The sequence below is a fragment of the Yersinia similis genome (assembly GCF_001053095.1).
Classification (GTDB): domain Bacteria; phylum Pseudomonadota; class Gammaproteobacteria; order Enterobacterales; family Enterobacteriaceae; genus Yersinia; species Yersinia similis.
Genome location: NZ_CGBP01000010.1, coordinates 24,301 through 42,778 on the forward strand (window position 1 = coordinate 24,301; position 18,478 = coordinate 42,778).

Here is an 18,478-nt window from a genome sequence, read left to right on the forward strand (position 1 = left end):
CATTTCATTTACACTGAAAAAACTCACGCATAACTCTTTTCTTTGAGGCTACAAAGGATGTCGTTGTCTCCTTCTTCTAAAAACTCACTGCCATTACTCCCCATTTTGTTACTCGTGATCGCCATGATCTCAATACAAAGTGGTGCATCACTGGCAAAAAGCTTATTTCCACTGGTTGGTGCTCAAGGTATTACCTCGCTGCGGCTCGGCATCGGCACACTTATTCTGTTTGTTATTTTTAAACCTTGGCGGATGCGGTTTGCTACAGGCAGCCGTTTACCCCTATTAATTTATGGGGTGGCGTTAGGTGGGATGAACTTCCTGTTCTACATGTCTTTAAAAACGGTGCCATTGGGCATTGCTGTGGCATTGGAATTCACAGGACCTCTGGCCGTCGCTATGTTCTCTTCCCGCCGTGCAGTAGATTTTATCTGGGTGGGGCTCGCCATTCTGGGATTATGGTTTCTGTTACCACTGGGGCATAATATTGGCACCATTGATTTATTTGGTGCAGCCTGTGCCTTAGGCGCAGGGGCCTGCTGGGCAATCTATATCATTTCAGGTCAAAAGGCCGGAGGTGACCATGGCCCAGGGACTGTCGCGGTCGGATCGCTAATTGCTGCATTGATTTTCTGCCCAATTGGGGTGGTTTATAACGGGATGGCACTGTTCGATCCGGCGATCTTGCCCATTGCACTGGCCGTCGCCATTTTGTCTACTGCATTACCTTACTCACTTGAGATGGTCGCGTTAACTCGTCTTCCTGCCCGTACATTTGGCACATTAATGAGTCTGGAACCTGCATTAGCCGCAATTTCAGGTCTGGTGTTCTTAAATGAGCATCTGACATTGGTACAATGGCTCGCGTTAGCGTCAATTATCAGTGCATCCATTGGTGCCAGCCTGACCATAAAACCTAAACCACAACTTGACCAGGTCACCTGATAAGAGGAGCCATCAATGGAAATAAGAACTGCAACACCAATCGACTTTGCTGAGATATGGCCTCTGTTTCAGGCAGTTATCCGCAGCGGTGATACCTACGTTTTCATGCCCGAAACACCCGAGCAAGATGCGTATGATTACTGGTTTGGTCGCGGCGTTCGCTGTTGGGTTGCAGTACACGAGCAGCGCATCGTCGGTATGTATAAATTAATCGATAACCAGCGCGGCCTTGGTGCCCATGTAGCGAATGCTTCATTTATGGTTGACCAGAAAGCGCGCGGACTTGGCATTGGCAAGGCACTTGGCCTACATTGTATTGACCAGGCCACCACGCTCGGTTACCGGGCGATTCAGTTTAATTTTGTCGTCAGCACGAATACACTGGCCGTCGCGTTGTGGCAAAAATTGGGCTTTAAAATTATTGCCACACTGCCTGAAGCGTTTAACCATCGCCAACTCGGTTATGTCGATGCCTATGTGATGCATCAGGTGCTGGTGCCAGCTCAATACTAACCCGAGCCATCGGAGGCCATATATGCAAGATTGGGATCCTGATTTATATCGTCAATTTGAAGCTGAGCGCACCCGCCCAGCCACAGATCTATTAGCGCATATCACGATAACCTCACCGCAGTTCATCAGCGATTTAGGCTGTGGGCCAGGTAACTCGACTGAATTACTGCACCGACGTTTTCCAGATGCCCAATTGGTCGGTATTGATCATTCTCAGGCAATGTTAGCCAGCGCACAGCAACGCCTGCCACATTGCACCTTTGTTGAGGCCGATATCCACCAATGGCAACCCTCACAGCCACAGAACCTTATCTATGCTAACGCCTCATTACAGTGGCTGACAGATCACCCACACCTGTTCCCGTCCCTGCTTGCACAGCTAGCCCCCAAAGGGGTCCTGGCGATTCAGATGCCGGATAATCTGGATCAACCCAGCCATAAAGCCATGCGGGAAGTCGCCGAGAACGGCCCATGGCAACAAACCTTACAAGAAGCCGGCGCAACACGGGCGAAAGTGCTCTCGGCCAACCACTATTATGATTTACTGGCTCCCCATGCTGAGAGAGTAGATATTTGGCGGACAACCTATTACCACCCAATGCCATCAGCGCAAGCAATTGTTGACTGGCTACGGGCAACAGGGCTACGCCCTTATCTTGAACCACTGACTGAAGCCATGCAGTTGGAGTTCATGCAAAATTATCTGGCCATCATTGATAAGGCTTATCCAGCACAGACTGACGGCCGCCGCTTGTTGGCTTTCCCGCGTTTATTTATTGTCGCCCATGCTAAAAGGTAACCCCTTATATTACCGGTAGAATAACCTGTCAGGCATTATTGCCTGAATATGAAAGCATTCAAAAAATTCACTAACTATATTATTTATAACAAACGTTATTTTACCGTATAAACCCAATTCAAATAGTTTGTTAAATTAGACTGAAATAGCAAACGATTAATTTGATAGGCAGTATCTGACCTGCAAAATAAAATACCTTTGTTATACTTAATCCAGTGAAAGACAGATAACCAACTCTATAAGGGGATATCCATTATGAGCACAGCAAAACTGGTAAAAACAAAGCCCTCTGAACTGCTTTATACCCGTAATGACGTTGAGGAACATGTTAAAGTTGCTACGATTAAGCGATTGAACCAAATGGTCATTCAGTTTATCGATTTGTCGCTTATCACCAAACAGGCCCATTGGAACATGCGCGGTGCTAACTTTATTGCGGTCCATGAAATGCTGGATGGCTTCCGTACTGCCCTTACCGACCATCTGGATACCTTTGCCGAGCGTGCTGTACAACTCGGTGGCGTTGCATTGGGTACCGCACAGGTCATTAATGATAAAACCCCGCTAAAGAGCTATCCGACCAATATTCATAGCGTGCAAGAGCACCTAAAAGCATTAGCCGAGCGCTATGCGATAGTAGCAAACGATATTCGTAAAGCGATAACCGAAGTTGAAGATGAAAACAGTGCGGACATGTTTACTGCCGCTTCCCGTGACCTGGATAAATTTTTGTGGTTTATCGAGTCAAATATTGAATGATCACACCGTTGGTAATCTTCTATTACGCTGAGCAGGGCCGTTAACCGGCCCTGCTTGCCGCCCTCCTGTGACTCGAATTATTTTGGGTCTCGTTGTTCACTCTTTCCTTGTTAATGTGACAGAACCTATAAATATCTCTTTTCAATAGAGAGATTATTTTAGAGAGGTGTTAATGTTTCCTCATTAGCATTATTCACTAAGGTAGCGAGAAATAAATAATTTTTAAAAAATCACTTGCAACCCTGCCGTTGCCAATAAATTTTAATGACATAAGTTATACGTCTGATACAGATTATATTTTTAACATGGAGAATAAATAATGAAAAAAAATTGTTTAAAACATTTTCGTGCTGGGCAGCTTTTAGTATTGGCCATCGGTTTGGCGTTTTCGGTACCCAGCGTAGCGCTAACCGATGTCGCTCAGCCTCAGGAACGCTACGAGAATTATGTCACACAGCGTCAGACCGTTGACTTACTGATCAATCAAGCACAACAAGCCTTTAAAAATCCCACCCGAATTTCAGGTGCAGGGTTTACAGGTAAATTACCCTCAAATATGGAAGTGGTTGCACAGAAGTTATTACAAGCACACCAATTAGAGCCATACCGTGTTGATCTCCTATTTAGTGCAGCAAGCGCATATATTTATAATAACAATATTGAAAAAGCATTAGCGATTTATAAAGATATTTTAAAAGATGCGCCGGATGATATTGACGCGTTGATTTATCTCTCTGCATGGTCACGTTTTGCGGGCCAAACATCAGAAAGCCAAACCTATTTCGAACAATTAAAACGGCTTAATCCGCTAAAAGCACAACAACTTGAACAGTTTTATGCAGTTATCGATAAAGCCGCAACTATGCCGATTTCAGATACCTTATCAGCACAACAGTTGGCGCAGTTGAAAGCGACACAAGGTGAAAATGCCATTGTCACCTTAGGCTATGCGCTAAATCCTGATGGTACGATGAATGATGTTCTTATTCAGCGTTTAGAAAAAACGTTAGAAATTGCCAAACAGTTGCCAGATGCGTTAATTATTGTGACGGGAGGCGTGCCGCAAAATAACCAAACTGAAGGTAAATTAATGGCAGATTGGTTAATTAAAAAAGGCATTAAACCTGAACGTATTTATCAGGATAATTATGCACGCTCTACCGTCGAAAATGCGTTATATAGTCGTTATGCCTTGGCTAAGCATAGAATTAAAAATGCAATCATTATTAGTTCAGGAAGCCATGTTCGTCGTGCCGATGCGTTATTCACTATCGCAAGTTGGGAAAGTGGTCCCCACGATATTAATTTCTTGACCATTGCGGCTCTGGATAAACCCTTAAGTGAATTACAGAAAACAAGCCCAGCCGACCTACAGGGTATTTATCGCGATGGCCTGAAAACACTGGGTTTATGGAGTTTCCGTAGCTACCCGCTTGAGGAGCGTTAATCATTATATACCCGTCGCCCTCAAGATGCAGGGGGTTAGCTGCCCTTGCTCACCCCAGTCACTTACTTGTCTTGACCCTAAATAAATAAGCTCCTGGGGATTAATGAGCCTCATCCCTGAGGCTCACCCTGCGGGGCTGCATATACGATCTACGCGTTTTTTCCATACTGAGTATTTTATTATTAACCACAAACTGGCGGTATATATCATCAGTTTGTGGTTCTTTATCCTATCTTCTCCCCTGTCTTTTTTAATCTCTGGGCAGAGATTAAAAATCAGAATTGGCTGAAATTTCTCGGTACTGATAAGAAAATTAGACGTCATCGACATCTTTGTTAAATTAATGTTATGTATCGATGGTTTGTTGTTGACTACCGCGCTAATAATTAGTAGATAATGGATTGGTTGCACCAAAATGACGCCATCGCACCTTTTTGGTGATCCGCGTTAGTGCAACCTATGCCAGCTAAGTAATTGCAAGCTAATCACTTAGGACAAATCTGTTATTTTTTAGTATGTTGTATTTATGGCACGATCTTTTCATATTGTTATGTGAAATATAAAAAGCGGACCTCTATACCCAAAGTAATTGGTGTTGCAACCAAGCGGTAAACACGTAATGCCCGATGAACTGACGAATATATCAGTAACTTGGATAAGTGAGTGGTACCGCTTGTCGCGCTGCAATCTCAAGTAAAAGAGGGTATCTCCATAAAAGCACAAAGGAACTCCCACTTATGAAGTCACTTGTCAAAGTTTCATTGGCCGCACTTACACTGGCCTTTGCTGTTAGCGCCTACGCCGCAGAAAAAGAGTTAATTGTTGCTACAGACACCGCTTTCGTTCCGTTTGAATTCAAACAAGGGGATAAATACGTTGGTTTTGATATCGATTTGTGGGATGCCATCGCGAAAAAACTGGATCTGAAGTACACGCTAAAACCAATGGATTTCAGCGGTATCATTCCGGCGCTGCAAACGAAGAACGTCGATCTGGCGCTGGCTGGCATTACCATCACCGATGAACGTAAAAAAGCCGTTGATTTTTCTGATGGTTATTACAACAGTGGCCTATTGGTCATGGTAAAAGCCGATAATAATGACATTAAAAGTGAGGCCGATCTGCAAGGCAAAGTGTTGGCAGTGAAAAGCGGCACCGGTTCAGTGGATTATGCCAAAGCTAATATCAAGACCAAAGACTTACGCCAATTCCCGAATATCGATAACGCCTATCTGGAATTAGGAACTGGCCGCGCAGATGCGGTTTTACATGATACGCCGAATATTCTTTACTTCATCAAAACCGCGGGTAATGGCCAGTTCAAAGCAGTAGGTGAGTCGATTAAAGCTCAACAGTACGGTGTTGCATTCCCTCAAGGCAGTGACCTGCGTGAAAAAGTTAACGCGGCACTGAAATCTCTGAAAGAAGACGGCACTTACGCTGAAATCTATAAAAAATGGTTCGGCGTAGAACCTAAGTAATTTATTTTGCCGTATTTATATCAGGAGAATATCCATGCAGTTTGAATGGAGCGCTATTTGGCCCGCCATCCCACTTCTGCTTGAAGGCGCCAAGTTAACCCTATGGATTTCCGTCCTGGGGCTACTTGGTGGCCTGATTATTGGGGTGATAGCCGGTCTTGCCCGCGCTTATGGGGGTTGGCTGAGCAGCAATATCGCCTTAGTCTTTATTGAGTTGATCCGTGGTACACCCATTGTCGTGCAGGTGATGTTTATCTACTTCGCGCTACCCATGATGATGCCACTACGTATCGATCCTTTCTCTGCCGCCGTTGTGACGATCATCATTAACTCCGGTGCCTATATCGCGGAAATCACCCGTGGTGCGGTGCTTTCTATCCACAGTGGGTTCCGTGAAGCCGGTTTGGCACTCGGTCTCTCCCAACGTGGAACTCTGCTTTACGTTATTGCGCCCCTGGCATTGCGCCGCATGTTGCCACCGCTAGGCAACCAATGGATCGTCAGTATCAAAGACACCTCACTGTTTATCGTGATTGGCGTAGCCGAACTGACTCGTCAGGGTCAGGAGATTATTGCCGGTAATTTCCGCGCTATGGAAATATGGAGCGCGGTGGCGGTGATCTACCTGATTATCACGCTGGCACTGAGCTTCGTTCTCCGTCGGCTAGAAAGAAAACTGAAAATAATATGATTAACTTCAAAAACGTCTCCAAACACTTTGGCAAAATTCAGGTGCTCCACGATATCAATCTGAATATCACCCAGGGTGAAGTGGTGGTTATTATTGGCCCATCCGGTTCAGGTAAATCGACCCTACTGCGCTGTATCAATAAGCTGGAAGTGATTACCAGCGGTCAGTTGATTGTCGATGGCTTGGATGTTAATAGCCCTCACGTCGATGAGCGTCAAATCCGTCTGGAAGCGGGTATGGTATTCCAGCAGTTTTATCTGTTTCCGCATCTGACTGCCTTGGAAAACGTCGCCTTTGGTCCAACACGGGTGCGTGGCACATCCAAGGAAGAGGCAAAAAAACAGGCTCTCGCGTTGTTGTCTAAAGTTGGGCTAGAAGATCGCGCCCACCATTATCCGGCGGAACTGTCCGGCGGCCAGCAGCAGCGTGTGGCTATCGCCCGTGCGCTGGCGGTAAAACCTAAGCTGATGTTGTTCGATGAACCCACATCGGCATTGGACCCGGAATTACGCCATGAAGTCTTGACGGTTATGAAAGATTTGGCCGAAGAGGGCATGACCATGGTTATCGTCACTCACGAAGTGGGCTTTGCTCAGAAAGTGGCATCGCGCCTGATCTTTATTGATAAAGGCCGGATAGCAGAAGATGGTGCTCCAGACAGTTTAATCTCCAATCCGCCCAGCGAACGTTTACGGGAATTCCTGCAACACGTTTCCTGATCTGCGGTTTAATATTGACTCGCAGTTTAATATTTACTCAATGGGATGTTAATTCAAGTAAATGTTAGCTCAATTTAGTATTGGCTAAAAATCACACTGGCGGATATCTTATTGATACCCGCCAGTTTTTTATACGCTATCGATCACTTATCCCTTGCGATCAATTGACCCTTTGCTATCGCTTATCCTTTGATAGAAATAGCCACCACTTGTCACCCTGGCGCCCGCTGATTTTTTACCTGAGAAAAAGCGGTCATCAATTTCACCACATCTTGCATACCCACATTGACCAGATTAATCACCTCACCAGCATCTTGTGTCAGTATCACCCCGTCCCCCGCTTGCTCAACACAAGTTCCCATCCCTTTGATCGCGGCGGCGACACCATTCTGAATGGTTTTGGTCATTTGCTCGATTTCACTCGCCGCCTTGCGCGATTGATCAGCCAACAAGCGGACTTCACTCGCGACCACAGAAAACCCTCGCCCATGTTCACCGGCATGAGCCGCTTCAATCGAGGCATTGATAGCCAATAAATTGGTTTGTGATGAAATTTTGCGGATAGCTTCCACAATGCTGCCGATCTCTTGCGAGCAACGGCCCAAATCGCTAACCACATCAGAGGTTTCACGCGCAATAGATTCCACTTCTTGCATACCACGCACCGCCTGCTGAACAATTTCAGCCCCTTGTGAAGCGGAACGGTCAGTGGTCAATGATAAATAATGGACATCGCGGATCAGATTCTCCTCCTGCTCCTGTTGCAGCATCAATGCGGTAATATCCTGTGCAATTTTCACCACTTTTAGAACGTTCCCTTCATTATCCATAATCGGGTTATAACTGGCCTCCAACCATACCCGTTCACCACGGCGATTAAGGCGTTCAAAGCGGCCAATAATAAATTCACCACGGGCCAAACGCTGCCAGTGCTGGTGATATTCTTCGGAGTGGGCAAACTCAGGCAGACAGAGCATCTGATGAGATTTATGCTGAATATCTGCCAATGAATACCCAATAACATTTAATAAATTGTCATTGGCAGCCAAAATAATGCCTTGGGGGGTAAAGGTAATCATCCCCATTGAGCGATTAAGTGCTTTCAGCAAGCTTTGGTGCTCCTGCGATTGTAAAATACGCTCGGTGACATCACTGGCAATTTTAATAATTTCCATCACGTTACCATCGCGATCAACGACAGGCGTATAGGTTCCCTGTAACCAAATTACGCTGCCATCCTTGCGGATACGCTTAATATTATCGCTAATTGGCCGCCCTTCATTAAGCAATTGCCAATGGCGGCGGTAAGCGTCACTGGCGGCGTATTGCGGATCACAAAATATTTTGTGATGTTTTCCAACCACCTCATTCTCCTGGTATCCCATGGCATCTAAAAATAACTTATTCGCCTGGATTACCGTGCCATCAGGTTTAAAAATAATCATGGGGACAGCATTATCAATCGAGGTCAATTCGGCACGCCAAGGGGCATGAGATGAGCGGAAATTAAACAGCATAGGTTAAGTCCTTATGATGAATGATTGAGCAGCAAACAGAAGGAATGCTTATCAACATGCTTTACCCGAAAAGAAATATTAATCAGACTGCTGACAAACCCCGATGACGCGATCTTGAACGGTGAGGATAGGCAGAGGAGTAAAGCGTCCGCGCCAGGGATGGCGAGGCTCGAGCCTACATGGATGTATTTACGGCGTCTTTACGATCTGCCTGTTCTCTCCGTCGCGGGCACTTTGTCAATAACCTCCTTAATGAAATATTCTTCAGATTTTACTCTTCACCCTGGACGGTAAAATAGTTGAGATAATAAGGTGTAAACACGACAAAAATCACAATAATTACTGTTTTTCAAATCTTGTCAGCTAGGGTGCCAGCTAAGATTTATCGCCTTCGAACTTGGTACCACACTGATTAGATATGCTAATGATTTTGAGTGTGTCTTAATTAGACTAGACTAAAACATTGGAATTAACAGGTAGGTTTTCTAAAAGAAATAAAAATAATTCTTTATAAAAAAGCAAATTAACGCAGATTATTACCCTGTGATAACAGAAATAAAAATGGAAATATAAAATGGTATCCAGAGGGAATTCTTTTAAGGCAGTATTCAATATTAGCCCCTATTGAATACTGCCGGGTCTCGCCTTAATCCATAGCGTTGCGCCATGCTTGTTAGTTAACCACGGTAACTGACTTATCGTGGTCGCTGGCTTATCGCGGTCACAGATATATAGTGGAAACGTTATGCCCAGCGTTCTGCAACCCACTCGGCTTGCTGCTCTGGCGTCAGGAACGTCCAGGCCACAAACCGACTGACTTTTTGCCCTTGCGCCATCTCAATAGTGCGCACCTCAACCGCATTTACATATCTTAGAGCATGATAAATCGCCGGTAACGTGGCCTTCTTGGAAATCAATGAGGTAAACCAGAAGCAATTCTGCGCTTTCGCCACGCTCTCTGCCACCATGCGGCTGACAAACCCTTCTTCCCCACCTTCACACCATAACTCACTGTTTTTACCACCGAAGTTCTGTACTGGCTTTACAGCGACTTCATTTTTCCCCAGTTTGTGCAATTTACGGCGAGTGGTGGCCGCCGCTTCTTCTGCTGAACCATGGAATGGCGGGTTACACAGTGTCGCGTCGTAACGCTCATTCACTGCCCACACCCCTTCAAAAATAGCTTGTGGATCTTTTTGCTGCTTCAGGCGCAAGATATTTTTCAGGGTCGGGTTCATCGACACCACCATTTTTGCCGCGCTGAGCGCTTGTGAGTCAATATCGGTACCGGTAAAGCGCCAGCCGTACTCCCGCTGACCAATAATTGGATAAATACAGTTAGCGCCGACGCCAATATCCAGCAACGCAATGTTTTTGCCCTTTGGGATCACCTCGCCATTGCAACTGGCTAATAAATCGGCCAGATGATGCAAGTAATCGGCACGCCCAGGAATGGGAGGACATAAAGAATCGGCTGGAATATCCCAATACTCAATACCATAGAAGTGTTTTAATAATGCCTTATTCAGCATTTTTACCGCTAATGGATCAGCAAAATCGACAGAAATATCACCATAGGCGGTCGGGGCCAGAAAAGGGATTAGCTCAGGGCAACTCACTGAAAGAGCATCAAAATCATAACGTGAGCGATGACGATTTCGGGGATGCAATCCGCTTTTTTCTTTGGGGAATACTTTTTTATTTTCCATCGTACTGACTCTCTGATAGGCATTTTCTGGCGCGTAAGATAGCATAAATTACGGCTAAACGGGTGTACGGTGAATAGGTTCTACGCCACTAATGGCCTTTATGCTGCCAATGTAAAACAACATTATGATCCGCTGCTGGCCCATCGTCTGGATATTATCGGTTAGCCATTCAGGGCAAAGTAATCCCGCCCTTGAAGTTCAAATAATTTGATTGATTTACTCAATTCTATCCGGTTTTAAAATTTAGCATAAGGAGTAACATAGCTTATATCGAAAGGGAACGCCCTTTCAATCTTAAAAATCGAATAGGATTACACCATGAAAAACATCAAAAATTTCGTTGCAGTTATCGCGTTATCTACTCTTTCTTTCGGTAGTTTCGCTGCCAATTATGTGAACAGCCAAGAAGCGGCACAGTTAGAACAAGTGGGTGTCATCACCGCTAACGGTGCAACCAGCTTGAGCAGCCTGAAAGCACAACTGGCAGAGAAAGCAGATGCTGCCGGTGCAAAAGCCTTCACTATCACGTCTGTAACAGGTAACAACCTGATGCACGGTAGTGCTGTTATTTATAAATAATCGACTAATAATAACTAATTCACTAATAACAACTGCCGCCAAATAGCTTGACGTTGTAGCAAGGCAGCAAGTGAACGCATCCCAATAAACTGACTCATGTCAGCGATGCAATAAATAGCCGCCAACACCACGGAAATACAAAAGCCCATCAGTTCATTTCTGATGGGCTCAGACTGCTGACAAACCCCGATGACGCGATCTTGAACGGTGAGGATAGGCAGAGGAGTAAAGAGTCCGCGCCAAGGATGGCGCGGCTCGAGCCTACATGGATGTATTTACGGCGTCTTTACGATCTGCCTGTTCTCTCCGTCGCGGGCACTTTGTCAATAACCTCAGCCCATCAGTTCATTTCTGATAGGCTTTTTCTGGCTGTTAAGCAGTAAAATTACACGATTTAATCTGTTGCAACCCCAGTTCGATAGAATCAGCCTGTCCTGAAGCGACCAGACAACATGCTAACTGTTTTAGAATCGAGTCTGGAATAGGCTGCTCTCCGGCCAGACAGCCTTCAATCCAACGTGCCGTAACCACGGCATCCTTCGATAACGGTAACTCAGGGACCACCGGTTCTGATGAGCGATCGAGTAAAATTGTCTGTTCGCCATCATTGATACAATGAATCGGTGGGCAGCGCAGTGGATTAGCATAAACCTCGCCTTCGGTTCCCTGTAGCAGTAGCCCCGGAGCGCTAATCGCCTGGAAGAACCCCCCCACTTTTTGCATATACTCAGGATGAGAGACGCTGGCAACGCGCAACGCTTTATCATGAATAAACGGTGTTGCCAGCTTTGCCAACGTGTGGCTACTGTTTCTAACCCCCATACGCCAGCGTTGTTGTAATTGCTGATCCAATTGCATAGACAGTGCGGAGACGGGGATAAAGACAGGCAACCCGTTATCTAAGCGTTGTTGAGCTTCTTGCGCACTTAGAGACCATGGAATATTCAGTTGTTGGAAAATTTCCGCACTGGTAACCCGGCTACTATCTTCCGTCACACCGTGGACCACGACCGGCAAACCAAGACGCGACAGCAGCAGTGCCAACAAAGGGGTTAAATTGGCCTGTTTGCGAGCGCCGTTGTAGCTGGGGATCACCACCGGTAATGGGCGATCCACCGGGGCGCGTAGTGACATCACCTGCTCTTGCATCGCCTGATAAAAGCCCAGAATTTCCTGCTCTGATTCACCTTTGATACGAAAAGCGATCAGGATGCCGCCCAATTCTAATGCGGGTACCTGCCCTGCCAACATGGCTTTATACAGTGCATAGGCGGTTGGCTGATCCAGATCACGGGCATGGTTCTTACCGCGCCCAACCTCTTTGATAATTTTACTGTAATCCATGGTGCGGCCTTTCCCCTATGGGTCTCTCGTTAACCATAAACTGGGCTGAGTCTGCCTGAAATGATATATTTTTCGTCAATCTTATCCCCTTCATACTTGCCGTTGCAGCCAGTCAGCAAGTCGTTGCCTTGAGACCTTAATCCCGCCACTCTGCAAAAATGTGGGTAGTCGGTAAAACGCAATGGGACGCTGGAATACCGCCAATTGTGGGGCCAACCAATCAGCTAAAACCACGACATCCACCTCATCAACAGCATCAATGACCGCCACTGGCCGGTGGCCGAATTCAACGTCAGCAACAGGAATAACAAAGGCTTGCTGTACCCCTGAATACTGCAATAAAACTCGCTCGATGTCTTCTGGCTGGATCCCCTCGCCACCACTGAAAAACAGATTATCCAACCGCCCGATAATACATAATTCACCTTGCTGCCACCTACCACGATCTCGAGTATGGAACCACCCGTCGCTGTCCGTGAGTGGCAGTAATTGCCCCTGCTGCCAGTAACCGGTAGCCAAACAATCGGCTTTTATCCAGACTTCATCGTCTACCAGTTTCACCTGACGGCCCGCGAGCGCAACACCGACACCAGGTCGCCCATCTGCACGCTTGGCACAGACCGTTGATGCCAATTCCGTCAAGCCGTAGCCACACCAACAACGGATACCTTGAGCCTCGGCCTGTTCCGTCAGTTCGGTTGGGATCATCGCGCCCCCCAACAATACCTCTTTCAGCGTCAAGGGGCTGTCTGCATTCGCCAACAAACGCCATAATTGAGTGGGAACTAATGACGCGTGGCTGCACCCCTCCAAGGCTTCAACCAGTGGCACGCTCTCTTGTACCACCAGTGTCGCCCCCACAGTCAGCCAACGCCAGACAATCCCCTGCCCTGATACATGAAACAGGGGTAACGACAGCAACCAGCTATCGTTGGCGGTGAAATTCATCAGCGCCAATACCCCCTCAGCATTAGCCAGATGTGCGCCCAGCGAGTGTACCGCGGCCTTTGGTAAGCCGGAGGAACCTGAGGTCAGCGTCAACGTCGCCAACCGTTGGTGATCCCACGCTAACGGGATCACTGCCGCCGGATCAACCGTTCCGGAAACCAGCGGAATAAAAGTGAAGTGTGGCGGCAACGGGGTGGCTAAATTCAGCATAAAGTGAATATCCAGCGTTGGCAGGCGCTGCGCCAAAAACTCATCCGGCAATTGCGGATTCAGCGGTAAAACGCGAGCGGCACACTGCAATGCCGCCAGATAAGCCAATAGCAGGGTATAACTGTTTTTACCGCGCAAGGCGACGCCGCTCCCCGGCACCACACCTTGCTGTTGAAAAGACGCAGCTAATGCATCGGTATCATAGGCTAATTGTTGCCAACTGATCCGTTGCTCTCCTGAACGTATAGCGAGCGCCTGAGGCCGCAGATTGGCCCAATGCTGCCAAGGCCAATGCTCCCAAGGCGGATAGTCTAACGGTGCCATACCACGTCCAACTGCTCAGTCGTCATCAATGGCAACGGGCTATCTGGCCACTGCCGCACGACTTGCGCCTGCATCAGATCCAGCGTATCCAACCCCGGAACCGTGCCGGGGGTCAGCCAAGCGGCTAAACGTGCCAATTGCGTCAGACCCAGGCTGGATTCAATACTGGAGCTAATAACAGCAACCAAACCGACCTGATGCGCTTGTTCCACCAGTTGCTGACAGCGAGCAATACTGCCCACCAGGGTTGGTTTGATAACAATCGCCGCCACTCCCGGCTCGGCTTCTACCTGAAAATCTGCCTCGCGCACACTTTCATCCCAGGCAATAGCAATACCGGTATCTTGAGCAAACTCGCGGGATTCAGCGCGGGTTTTGCACGGTTCCTCCAGAAAGGCAATACGCGAACGCAGCGCCGGATTGACATATTTTGCGAACCCATCGGCCTTCGCCCGGCTCCAACTGCGATTGGCATCCAGCCGCAGTGTCAAGTCAGGCAGGGCCTCTAGCAGAAGATTGACGATCATGCCGTCACGCACCGCTTCATACAACCCGACCTTCACCTTCGCAACCTTCTCGCCCGGCAATGCCTGAAGTACCGCAAACAGCTCATCAGGATCACCGGTACACAGTGGCGCTTTGCGATAATTAGCCGACAGTGGCAAGGTTTGGCTCAGTTCCGCCTGCGCACAGCTGAGGCCAAAAGCCACGGAGGGCAACAAGCGGTTATCAGACTCGGCACCACTGACCCAATGTTGCAGCCAACGCTCTACCGCCGCCTGGGCTTGATCCAGTGTTTCCTGACTGAATTCCGGTAACGGGGCGATTTCGCCCCAGCCGCTCAATTCACCTTGCTGTAATTTGACCAGCAACCCATCGCGGCTTTTCAACCGCTGATGACGCAGTATCACCCCCGCTTCCATCGGTACGCTGTAGCGGTAAAGGGTAGCCGTACGCATTACGGATTACGCTTGAATTTGCTGAAGTCCGGCTGGCGTTTTTCATTGAATGCGTTACGCCCCTCCTGCCCTTCATCGGTCATATAGAACAGCATGGTGGCGTTACCGGCCAACTCCTGCAAACCCGCCTGACCATCGCAATCCGCATTCAGCGCCGCTTTCAGACAACGCAGTGCCATCGGGCTGTTTTGCAACATTTCACGGCACCAGCGCACGGTTTCTTTTTCAAGCTCTGCCAGTGGGACCACGGTATTAACCAGCCCCATATCCAGAGCCTGTTTAGCATCATATTGGCGGCACAGGAACCAAATTTCCCGCGCTTTTTTCTGGCCGACAATACGCGCCATATAAGCCGCCCCCCAACCACCGTCGAATGAGCCAACTTTAGGTCCTGTCTGACCAAAAATCGCATTATCTGCCGCAACAGTTAAATCACACATCATATGCAACACATGCCCGCCACCAATAGAATAGCCGGCCACCATCGCGACCACCGGTTTTGGACAAGTGCGGATCTGACGTTGGAAATCCAGTACGTTCAGATGATGAACGCCGCTGTTATCCTGATAGCCGCCGTAATCACCACGCACTTTCTGATCACCACCGGAACAGAAGGCTTTATCACCTTCACCAGTCAAAATAACCACACCGATATTGTCGTCATAACGGGCATCGGCCAGCGCCTGGATCATCTCTTTAACGGTTAATGGGCGGAACGCATTACGTACATGTGGGCGGTTAATGGTGATCTTGGCAATACCATCGTTGGATTTGTGATAACGAATATCTTCAAATCCGGCGGAGCAATCCTGCCAGTCGATGGCGGCGTACAATTGTTCTTCGCTCGGATAAAGCATAGTAAGCATTCCTTTAACGAGATAATGATGAAAATGATGACTGTGACAAAAATGACAGCACCTGTGCAGCGAAAGCACCGGGATTCGCCCGATGGGCATTGTGCCCGGCGCGTGCTAGCGTGCGTAATGGCAATCGATATTGATGTGCCAATTGCAGGAACTTAGGGTCACGATCACCACACAGATAGGTATAAGGGATGTTGAGTCGTTGCAGGGCTGGTAACAACCACGGTTGATGCCCTAGTGACGTTGCCTCCAGCATCTCGGCCACTGCCGGACCGTGGTTATCGGCCCGTAATAACACCAGTTGTTCACGTTGCTGCGGATCTAAATCGGCAAATACCGCCTGCTGATACCAATCATCCAATACTTGCGACAGAGGCTCCTGGCGAAAGCGCTGCGCCCATTGGCGGTCTTGTTGCAACCGTGCCTGACGTAATTCAGCGTTTTCCAGCCCAAGGTTTCCCCCTTCAACTAATAACCCCTGCAAGCCATGATGGCGACCATAACAGGCGTGATGCATCGCAATCCTACCGCCTAAAGAGTAGCCGGCCAGCCAGTATTCGCGAATACCGTTAGCCCTTAATGTTTGTGACAACTGGTGACTGATATCGGCAAAACCATCGGCGCTCAGGGAAACGGATTGTCCATGGCCTGGCAGGTCGATCAACAATGACGGATAATCGCCACACAGTTGTGCCACGGGCAGCCAATCTTGCCCGCTGCCCAGTAAGCCGTGTAACCAAACCAACCAAGGCCCGGCGTGTTGATGGCAGGGCGATCCCGGATGCGGGGACAGTCTCTGGCAAGCCAATGTTGTCATGGGGCCACCTGCGGTATTAATGTCACCTGTTGTATTAATTGTTGCAGCGTTTCAGCCCCCTGACTTGATGGCACCTGTACTTCAATCAGAGTGGTTCCCCCCCGTAACCAACATTGATGCACCAGCTCCCGTAGCTGAAGCCAGCTATTGGGGCGGGCATAACCTAAGCTGAACAAAGCCGCTGCGTGTTCGAAGTTCACATCCTGTGGCATACAGTAGAAACGCTGGCGCTCGGCCTCTGGGGTTGGCAATAAAGAGAAGATCTGCCCCCCATTATTATTGATCACCAGTAGCACCATAGGGGCCGAACTCTGACGTAAGAGTGCCAACGCATTAAGATCATATAAGGCGGACAAATCACCGACGATAGCCAATGTTGGCTTCGCCGTCGCACGCTGTACACCGGCGGCGGTTGACAGTAAACCATCGATACCACTGGCCCCCCGGTTGCTGTAAACCGGATAGCCTGCAGGTAACTGCCCCAGTGCATCAATCAGCCGGACAATCAAGCTGTTGCCAACAAAGAGTTGGCCGTTATCCGGCAATAATTCAGTGAGTTGATGCGCCACAGCGGCCTCATTGAATTGGCCAGCCAGCTTCTCGATCACCTGTGCTTGTGTACTTTCCGCATACGCCGCCAGTTCCATGGCCCAAGGTGTATGCCGCTGCGCTGGGTGCCGACTCAACCACTCGCCCACCGGGCAAATAATGCGCCGGCCACGATGGTTAGCAGGATCAAGGCGACCTGGTACGCTATCCACCAGCCAGTATTCCTGTGGCTGGCATTCTGCCTGCCATTGTAAAAGGCGACTACTGGTCAGACCACAACCGAATTGCAACACAATCTGTGCTTGAGCGAGGGTTTCTTGCGCCATTGGATGCGTCAGCCATAAGTCAGCACAAGGCAATGGCTGACCGGTTTGTGACAATACATCGCCAATCAGTGGCCAACCCAGCATTGCAGCCCATGCGGTCACTTGCTGGCCTTCTTCCGCGCTCATCCGCCCGGCAATCACCACTCCACGCTTTTGCCTCCAGAAAAACCAGTCAGCTTGCTGTGCCTGTGGTTGATAAAGGGAGGGGTGATAAAGGGATGGTTGATAACAGGTTTGGCGCAACCATGGGTGACAATCCTGCCACCAATCGCCCAGCGAGGCAGACCAGTCGGCATACTGTTGCTCATCTCCCCCATACAGCGGTTCAGCAAAAGGACAATTAATGTGCAAAGCGCCATGTTGTAATTGCGCCATGGCACTGTCGAGTGTAGAAACCAACCAACGGGCAGAAATATCGGGCGTCGGTCTGGGGAGATTAATGCTTAGGGTAGGATGGCTGGCAAACAGCCCCTGCTGGCGTATCGCCTGATTGGCACCACAATCGATTAACTCCGGTGGGCGATCAGCGGTCAATAATATCAGCCGCTCACCCGTTAAACCCGCTTCGATTAGCGCAGGATAAAGATTAGCCACCGCCGTACCCGAGGTGACAATGACGGCCACTGGTTCTGTTGAGGCCTTCGCCAGCCCCAAAGCCAGATGGCCCAGACCGCGCTCATCAAAATGGGTATGGCAAACCAACGACGGATTAGCGGCAGCCGCTAACGTTAACGGTGTGGAGCGAGACCCAGGGGCAATACAGATATGACGCACACCGTGGCGGGTCAAAGCCTCCAGTAGCAATGCCGCCCAACGACGGTTAAAAACACTTGTCGACATGGTTTGCTCAAAAGTCAGTTAACAGACGCTACGGCCATGATAATTAAGATAAAAAGAAACGTTACCTTTGAAAAACCCGCAGTGACCGCTTTATGGTTAAAGTTTTACCGATCTATACAGGGCAAGTGGCTAATACTTG

At 48.5% G+C, this 18,478-nt stretch carries 20 protein-coding genes; 11 read left to right on the plus strand and 9 right to left on the minus strand.

Features of this window, described 5'->3' with window-relative positions; translation table 11 throughout:
* Positions 1-57 precede the first annotated feature (57 nt).
* The 8 genes from rhtA to glnQ all read left to right on the plus strand — a co-directional run bounded on the left by rhtA (position 58) and on the right by glnQ (position 7,354).
* Complete coding sequence (gene rhtA / locus AC971_RS09365) at positions 58-945, plus strand: threonine/homoserine exporter RhtA (protein WP_025384278.1); 888 nt, start codon at positions 58-60, stop codon at positions 943-945.
* Positions 946-960: 15 nt separating this feature from the next.
* A complete protein-coding gene (locus AC971_RS09370; protein WP_025384279.1) occupies positions 961-1,458 on the plus strand; it encodes a GNAT family N-acetyltransferase in 498 nt (165 codons plus the stop codon).
* A 22-nt stretch (positions 1,459-1,480) separates the two neighbouring features.
* A complete protein-coding gene (gene tam, locus AC971_RS09375; protein WP_025384280.1) occupies positions 1,481-2,257 on the plus strand; it encodes a trans-aconitate 2-methyltransferase in 777 nt (258 codons plus the stop codon).
* A 255-nt stretch (positions 2,258-2,512) separates the two neighbouring features.
* Complete coding sequence (gene dps / locus AC971_RS09380; protein WP_025384281.1) at positions 2,513-3,016, plus strand: DNA starvation/stationary phase protection protein Dps; 504 nt, start codon at positions 2,513-2,515, stop codon at positions 3,014-3,016.
* A gap of 319 nt (positions 3,017-3,335) precedes the next feature.
* On the plus strand, positions 3,336-4,463 hold the full coding sequence (locus AC971_RS09385; protein WP_025384282.1) for an ElyC/SanA/YdcF family protein: 1,128 nt from the start codon (positions 3,336-3,338) through the stop codon (positions 4,461-4,463).
* Positions 4,464-5,200: 737 nt separating this feature from the next.
* Positions 5,201-5,944 (plus strand): glutamine ABC transporter substrate-binding protein GlnH, encoded by a 744-nt coding sequence (gene glnH, locus AC971_RS09395; protein WP_011192648.1) that lies wholly within the window; start codon positions 5,201-5,203, stop codon positions 5,942-5,944.
* Positions 5,945-5,978: 34 nt separating this feature from the next.
* Entirely contained in the window at positions 5,979-6,635 is a 657-nt protein-coding gene (glnP, locus tag AC971_RS09400; protein WP_025384284.1) for a glutamine ABC transporter permease GlnP, read from the plus strand.
* The gene (gene glnQ / locus AC971_RS09405) at positions 6,632-7,354 is read left to right on the plus strand and encodes a glutamine ABC transporter ATP-binding protein GlnQ (protein ID WP_025384285.1); all 723 of its coding nucleotides are present in this window, start codon (positions 6,632-6,634) and stop codon (positions 7,352-7,354) included. The genes glnP and glnQ overlap by 4 nt, the downstream gene beginning before the upstream one ends.
* Positions 7,355-7,566: 212 nt before the next feature.
* Here glnQ and AC971_RS09410 read toward each other — a convergent pair whose 3' ends face one another.
* Positions 7,567-8,871: a methyl-accepting chemotaxis protein gene (locus tag AC971_RS09410; RefSeq protein ID WP_038402297.1), complete on the minus strand. Its 1,305-nt coding sequence runs from the start codon at positions 8,869-8,871 to the stop codon at positions 7,567-7,569.
* 179 nt (positions 8,872-9,050) lie between these two features.
* On the opposite strand from AC971_RS09410, the gene AC971_RS24250 reads away from it, so the two are divergent.
* Positions 9,051-9,170 carry a gluconate 5-dehydrogenase gene (locus AC971_RS24250; protein ID WP_071825527.1) on the plus strand — a complete coding sequence of 40 codons (120 nt, stop codon included), beginning with the start codon at positions 9,051-9,053 and terminating at the stop codon, positions 9,168-9,170.
* 444 nt (positions 9,171-9,614) lie between these two features.
* Here the strand turns inward: AC971_RS24250 and rlmF are convergent, their stop codons facing one another.
* The gene (gene rlmF / locus AC971_RS09415; RefSeq protein ID WP_167330756.1) at positions 9,615-10,580 is read right to left on the minus strand and encodes a 23S rRNA (adenine(1618)-N(6))-methyltransferase RlmF; all 966 of its coding nucleotides are present in this window, start codon (positions 10,578-10,580) and stop codon (positions 9,615-9,617) included.
* A gap of 318 nt (positions 10,581-10,898) precedes the next feature.
* On the opposite strand from rlmF, the gene bhsA reads away from it, so the two are divergent.
* The gene (gene bhsA / locus AC971_RS09420) at positions 10,899-11,159 is read left to right on the plus strand and encodes a multiple stress resistance protein BhsA (RefSeq protein WP_025384288.1); all 261 of its coding nucleotides are present in this window, start codon (positions 10,899-10,901) and stop codon (positions 11,157-11,159) included.
* Positions 11,160-11,173: 14 nt separating this feature from the next.
* On the opposite strand, the gene AC971_RS25500 is transcribed toward bhsA, so the two are convergent.
* Entirely contained in the window at positions 11,174-11,308 is a 135-nt protein-coding gene (locus tag AC971_RS25500) for a hypothetical protein (RefSeq protein ID WP_072084338.1), read from the minus strand.
* 116 nt (positions 11,309-11,424) lie between these two features.
* Here AC971_RS25500 and AC971_RS24670 point away from each other — a divergent pair, with 116 nt between their 5' ends.
* A complete protein-coding gene (locus AC971_RS24670; protein ID WP_197090728.1) occupies positions 11,425-11,514 on the plus strand; it encodes a gluconate 5-dehydrogenase in 90 nt (29 codons plus the stop codon).
* Between the two features lie 17 nt (positions 11,515-11,531).
* Here AC971_RS24670 and ybiB read toward each other — a convergent pair whose 3' ends face one another.
* From ybiB to menD, 6 genes are all read right to left on the minus strand, one after another.
* Complete coding sequence (ybiB, locus tag AC971_RS09425; protein ID WP_025384289.1) at positions 11,532-12,503, minus strand: DNA-binding protein YbiB; 972 nt, start codon at positions 12,501-12,503, stop codon at positions 11,532-11,534.
* Positions 12,504-12,593: 90 nt separating this feature from the next.
* Positions 12,594-13,985 (minus strand): o-succinylbenzoate--CoA ligase, encoded by a 1,392-nt coding sequence (menE, locus tag AC971_RS09430; protein ID WP_038402299.1) that lies wholly within the window; start codon positions 13,983-13,985, stop codon positions 12,594-12,596.
* A complete protein-coding gene (gene menC, locus AC971_RS09435) occupies positions 13,973-14,944 on the minus strand; it encodes an o-succinylbenzoate synthase (RefSeq protein ID WP_025384290.1) in 972 nt (323 codons plus the stop codon). The genes menE and menC overlap by 13 nt, the downstream gene beginning before the upstream one ends.
* Positions 14,944-15,801, minus strand: a complete 858-nt coding sequence (menB, locus tag AC971_RS09440; protein WP_025384291.1) for a 1,4-dihydroxy-2-naphthoyl-CoA synthase — start codon at positions 15,799-15,801, stop codon at positions 14,944-14,946. Before menB ends, menC begins: the two co-directional genes overlap by 1 nt.
* A gap of 13 nt (positions 15,802-15,814) precedes the next feature.
* The gene (gene menH / locus AC971_RS09445) at positions 15,815-16,624 is read right to left on the minus strand and encodes a 2-succinyl-6-hydroxy-2,4-cyclohexadiene-1-carboxylate synthase (RefSeq protein ID WP_025384292.1); all 810 of its coding nucleotides are present in this window, start codon (positions 16,622-16,624) and stop codon (positions 15,815-15,817) included.
* Positions 16,621-18,339: a 2-succinyl-5-enolpyruvyl-6-hydroxy-3-cyclohexene-1-carboxylic-acid synthase gene (gene menD / locus AC971_RS09450; RefSeq protein WP_025384293.1), complete on the minus strand. Its 1,719-nt coding sequence runs from the start codon at positions 18,337-18,339 to the stop codon at positions 16,621-16,623. The genes menH and menD overlap by 4 nt, the downstream gene beginning before the upstream one ends.
* Positions 18,340-18,478 lie beyond the last annotated feature (139 nt).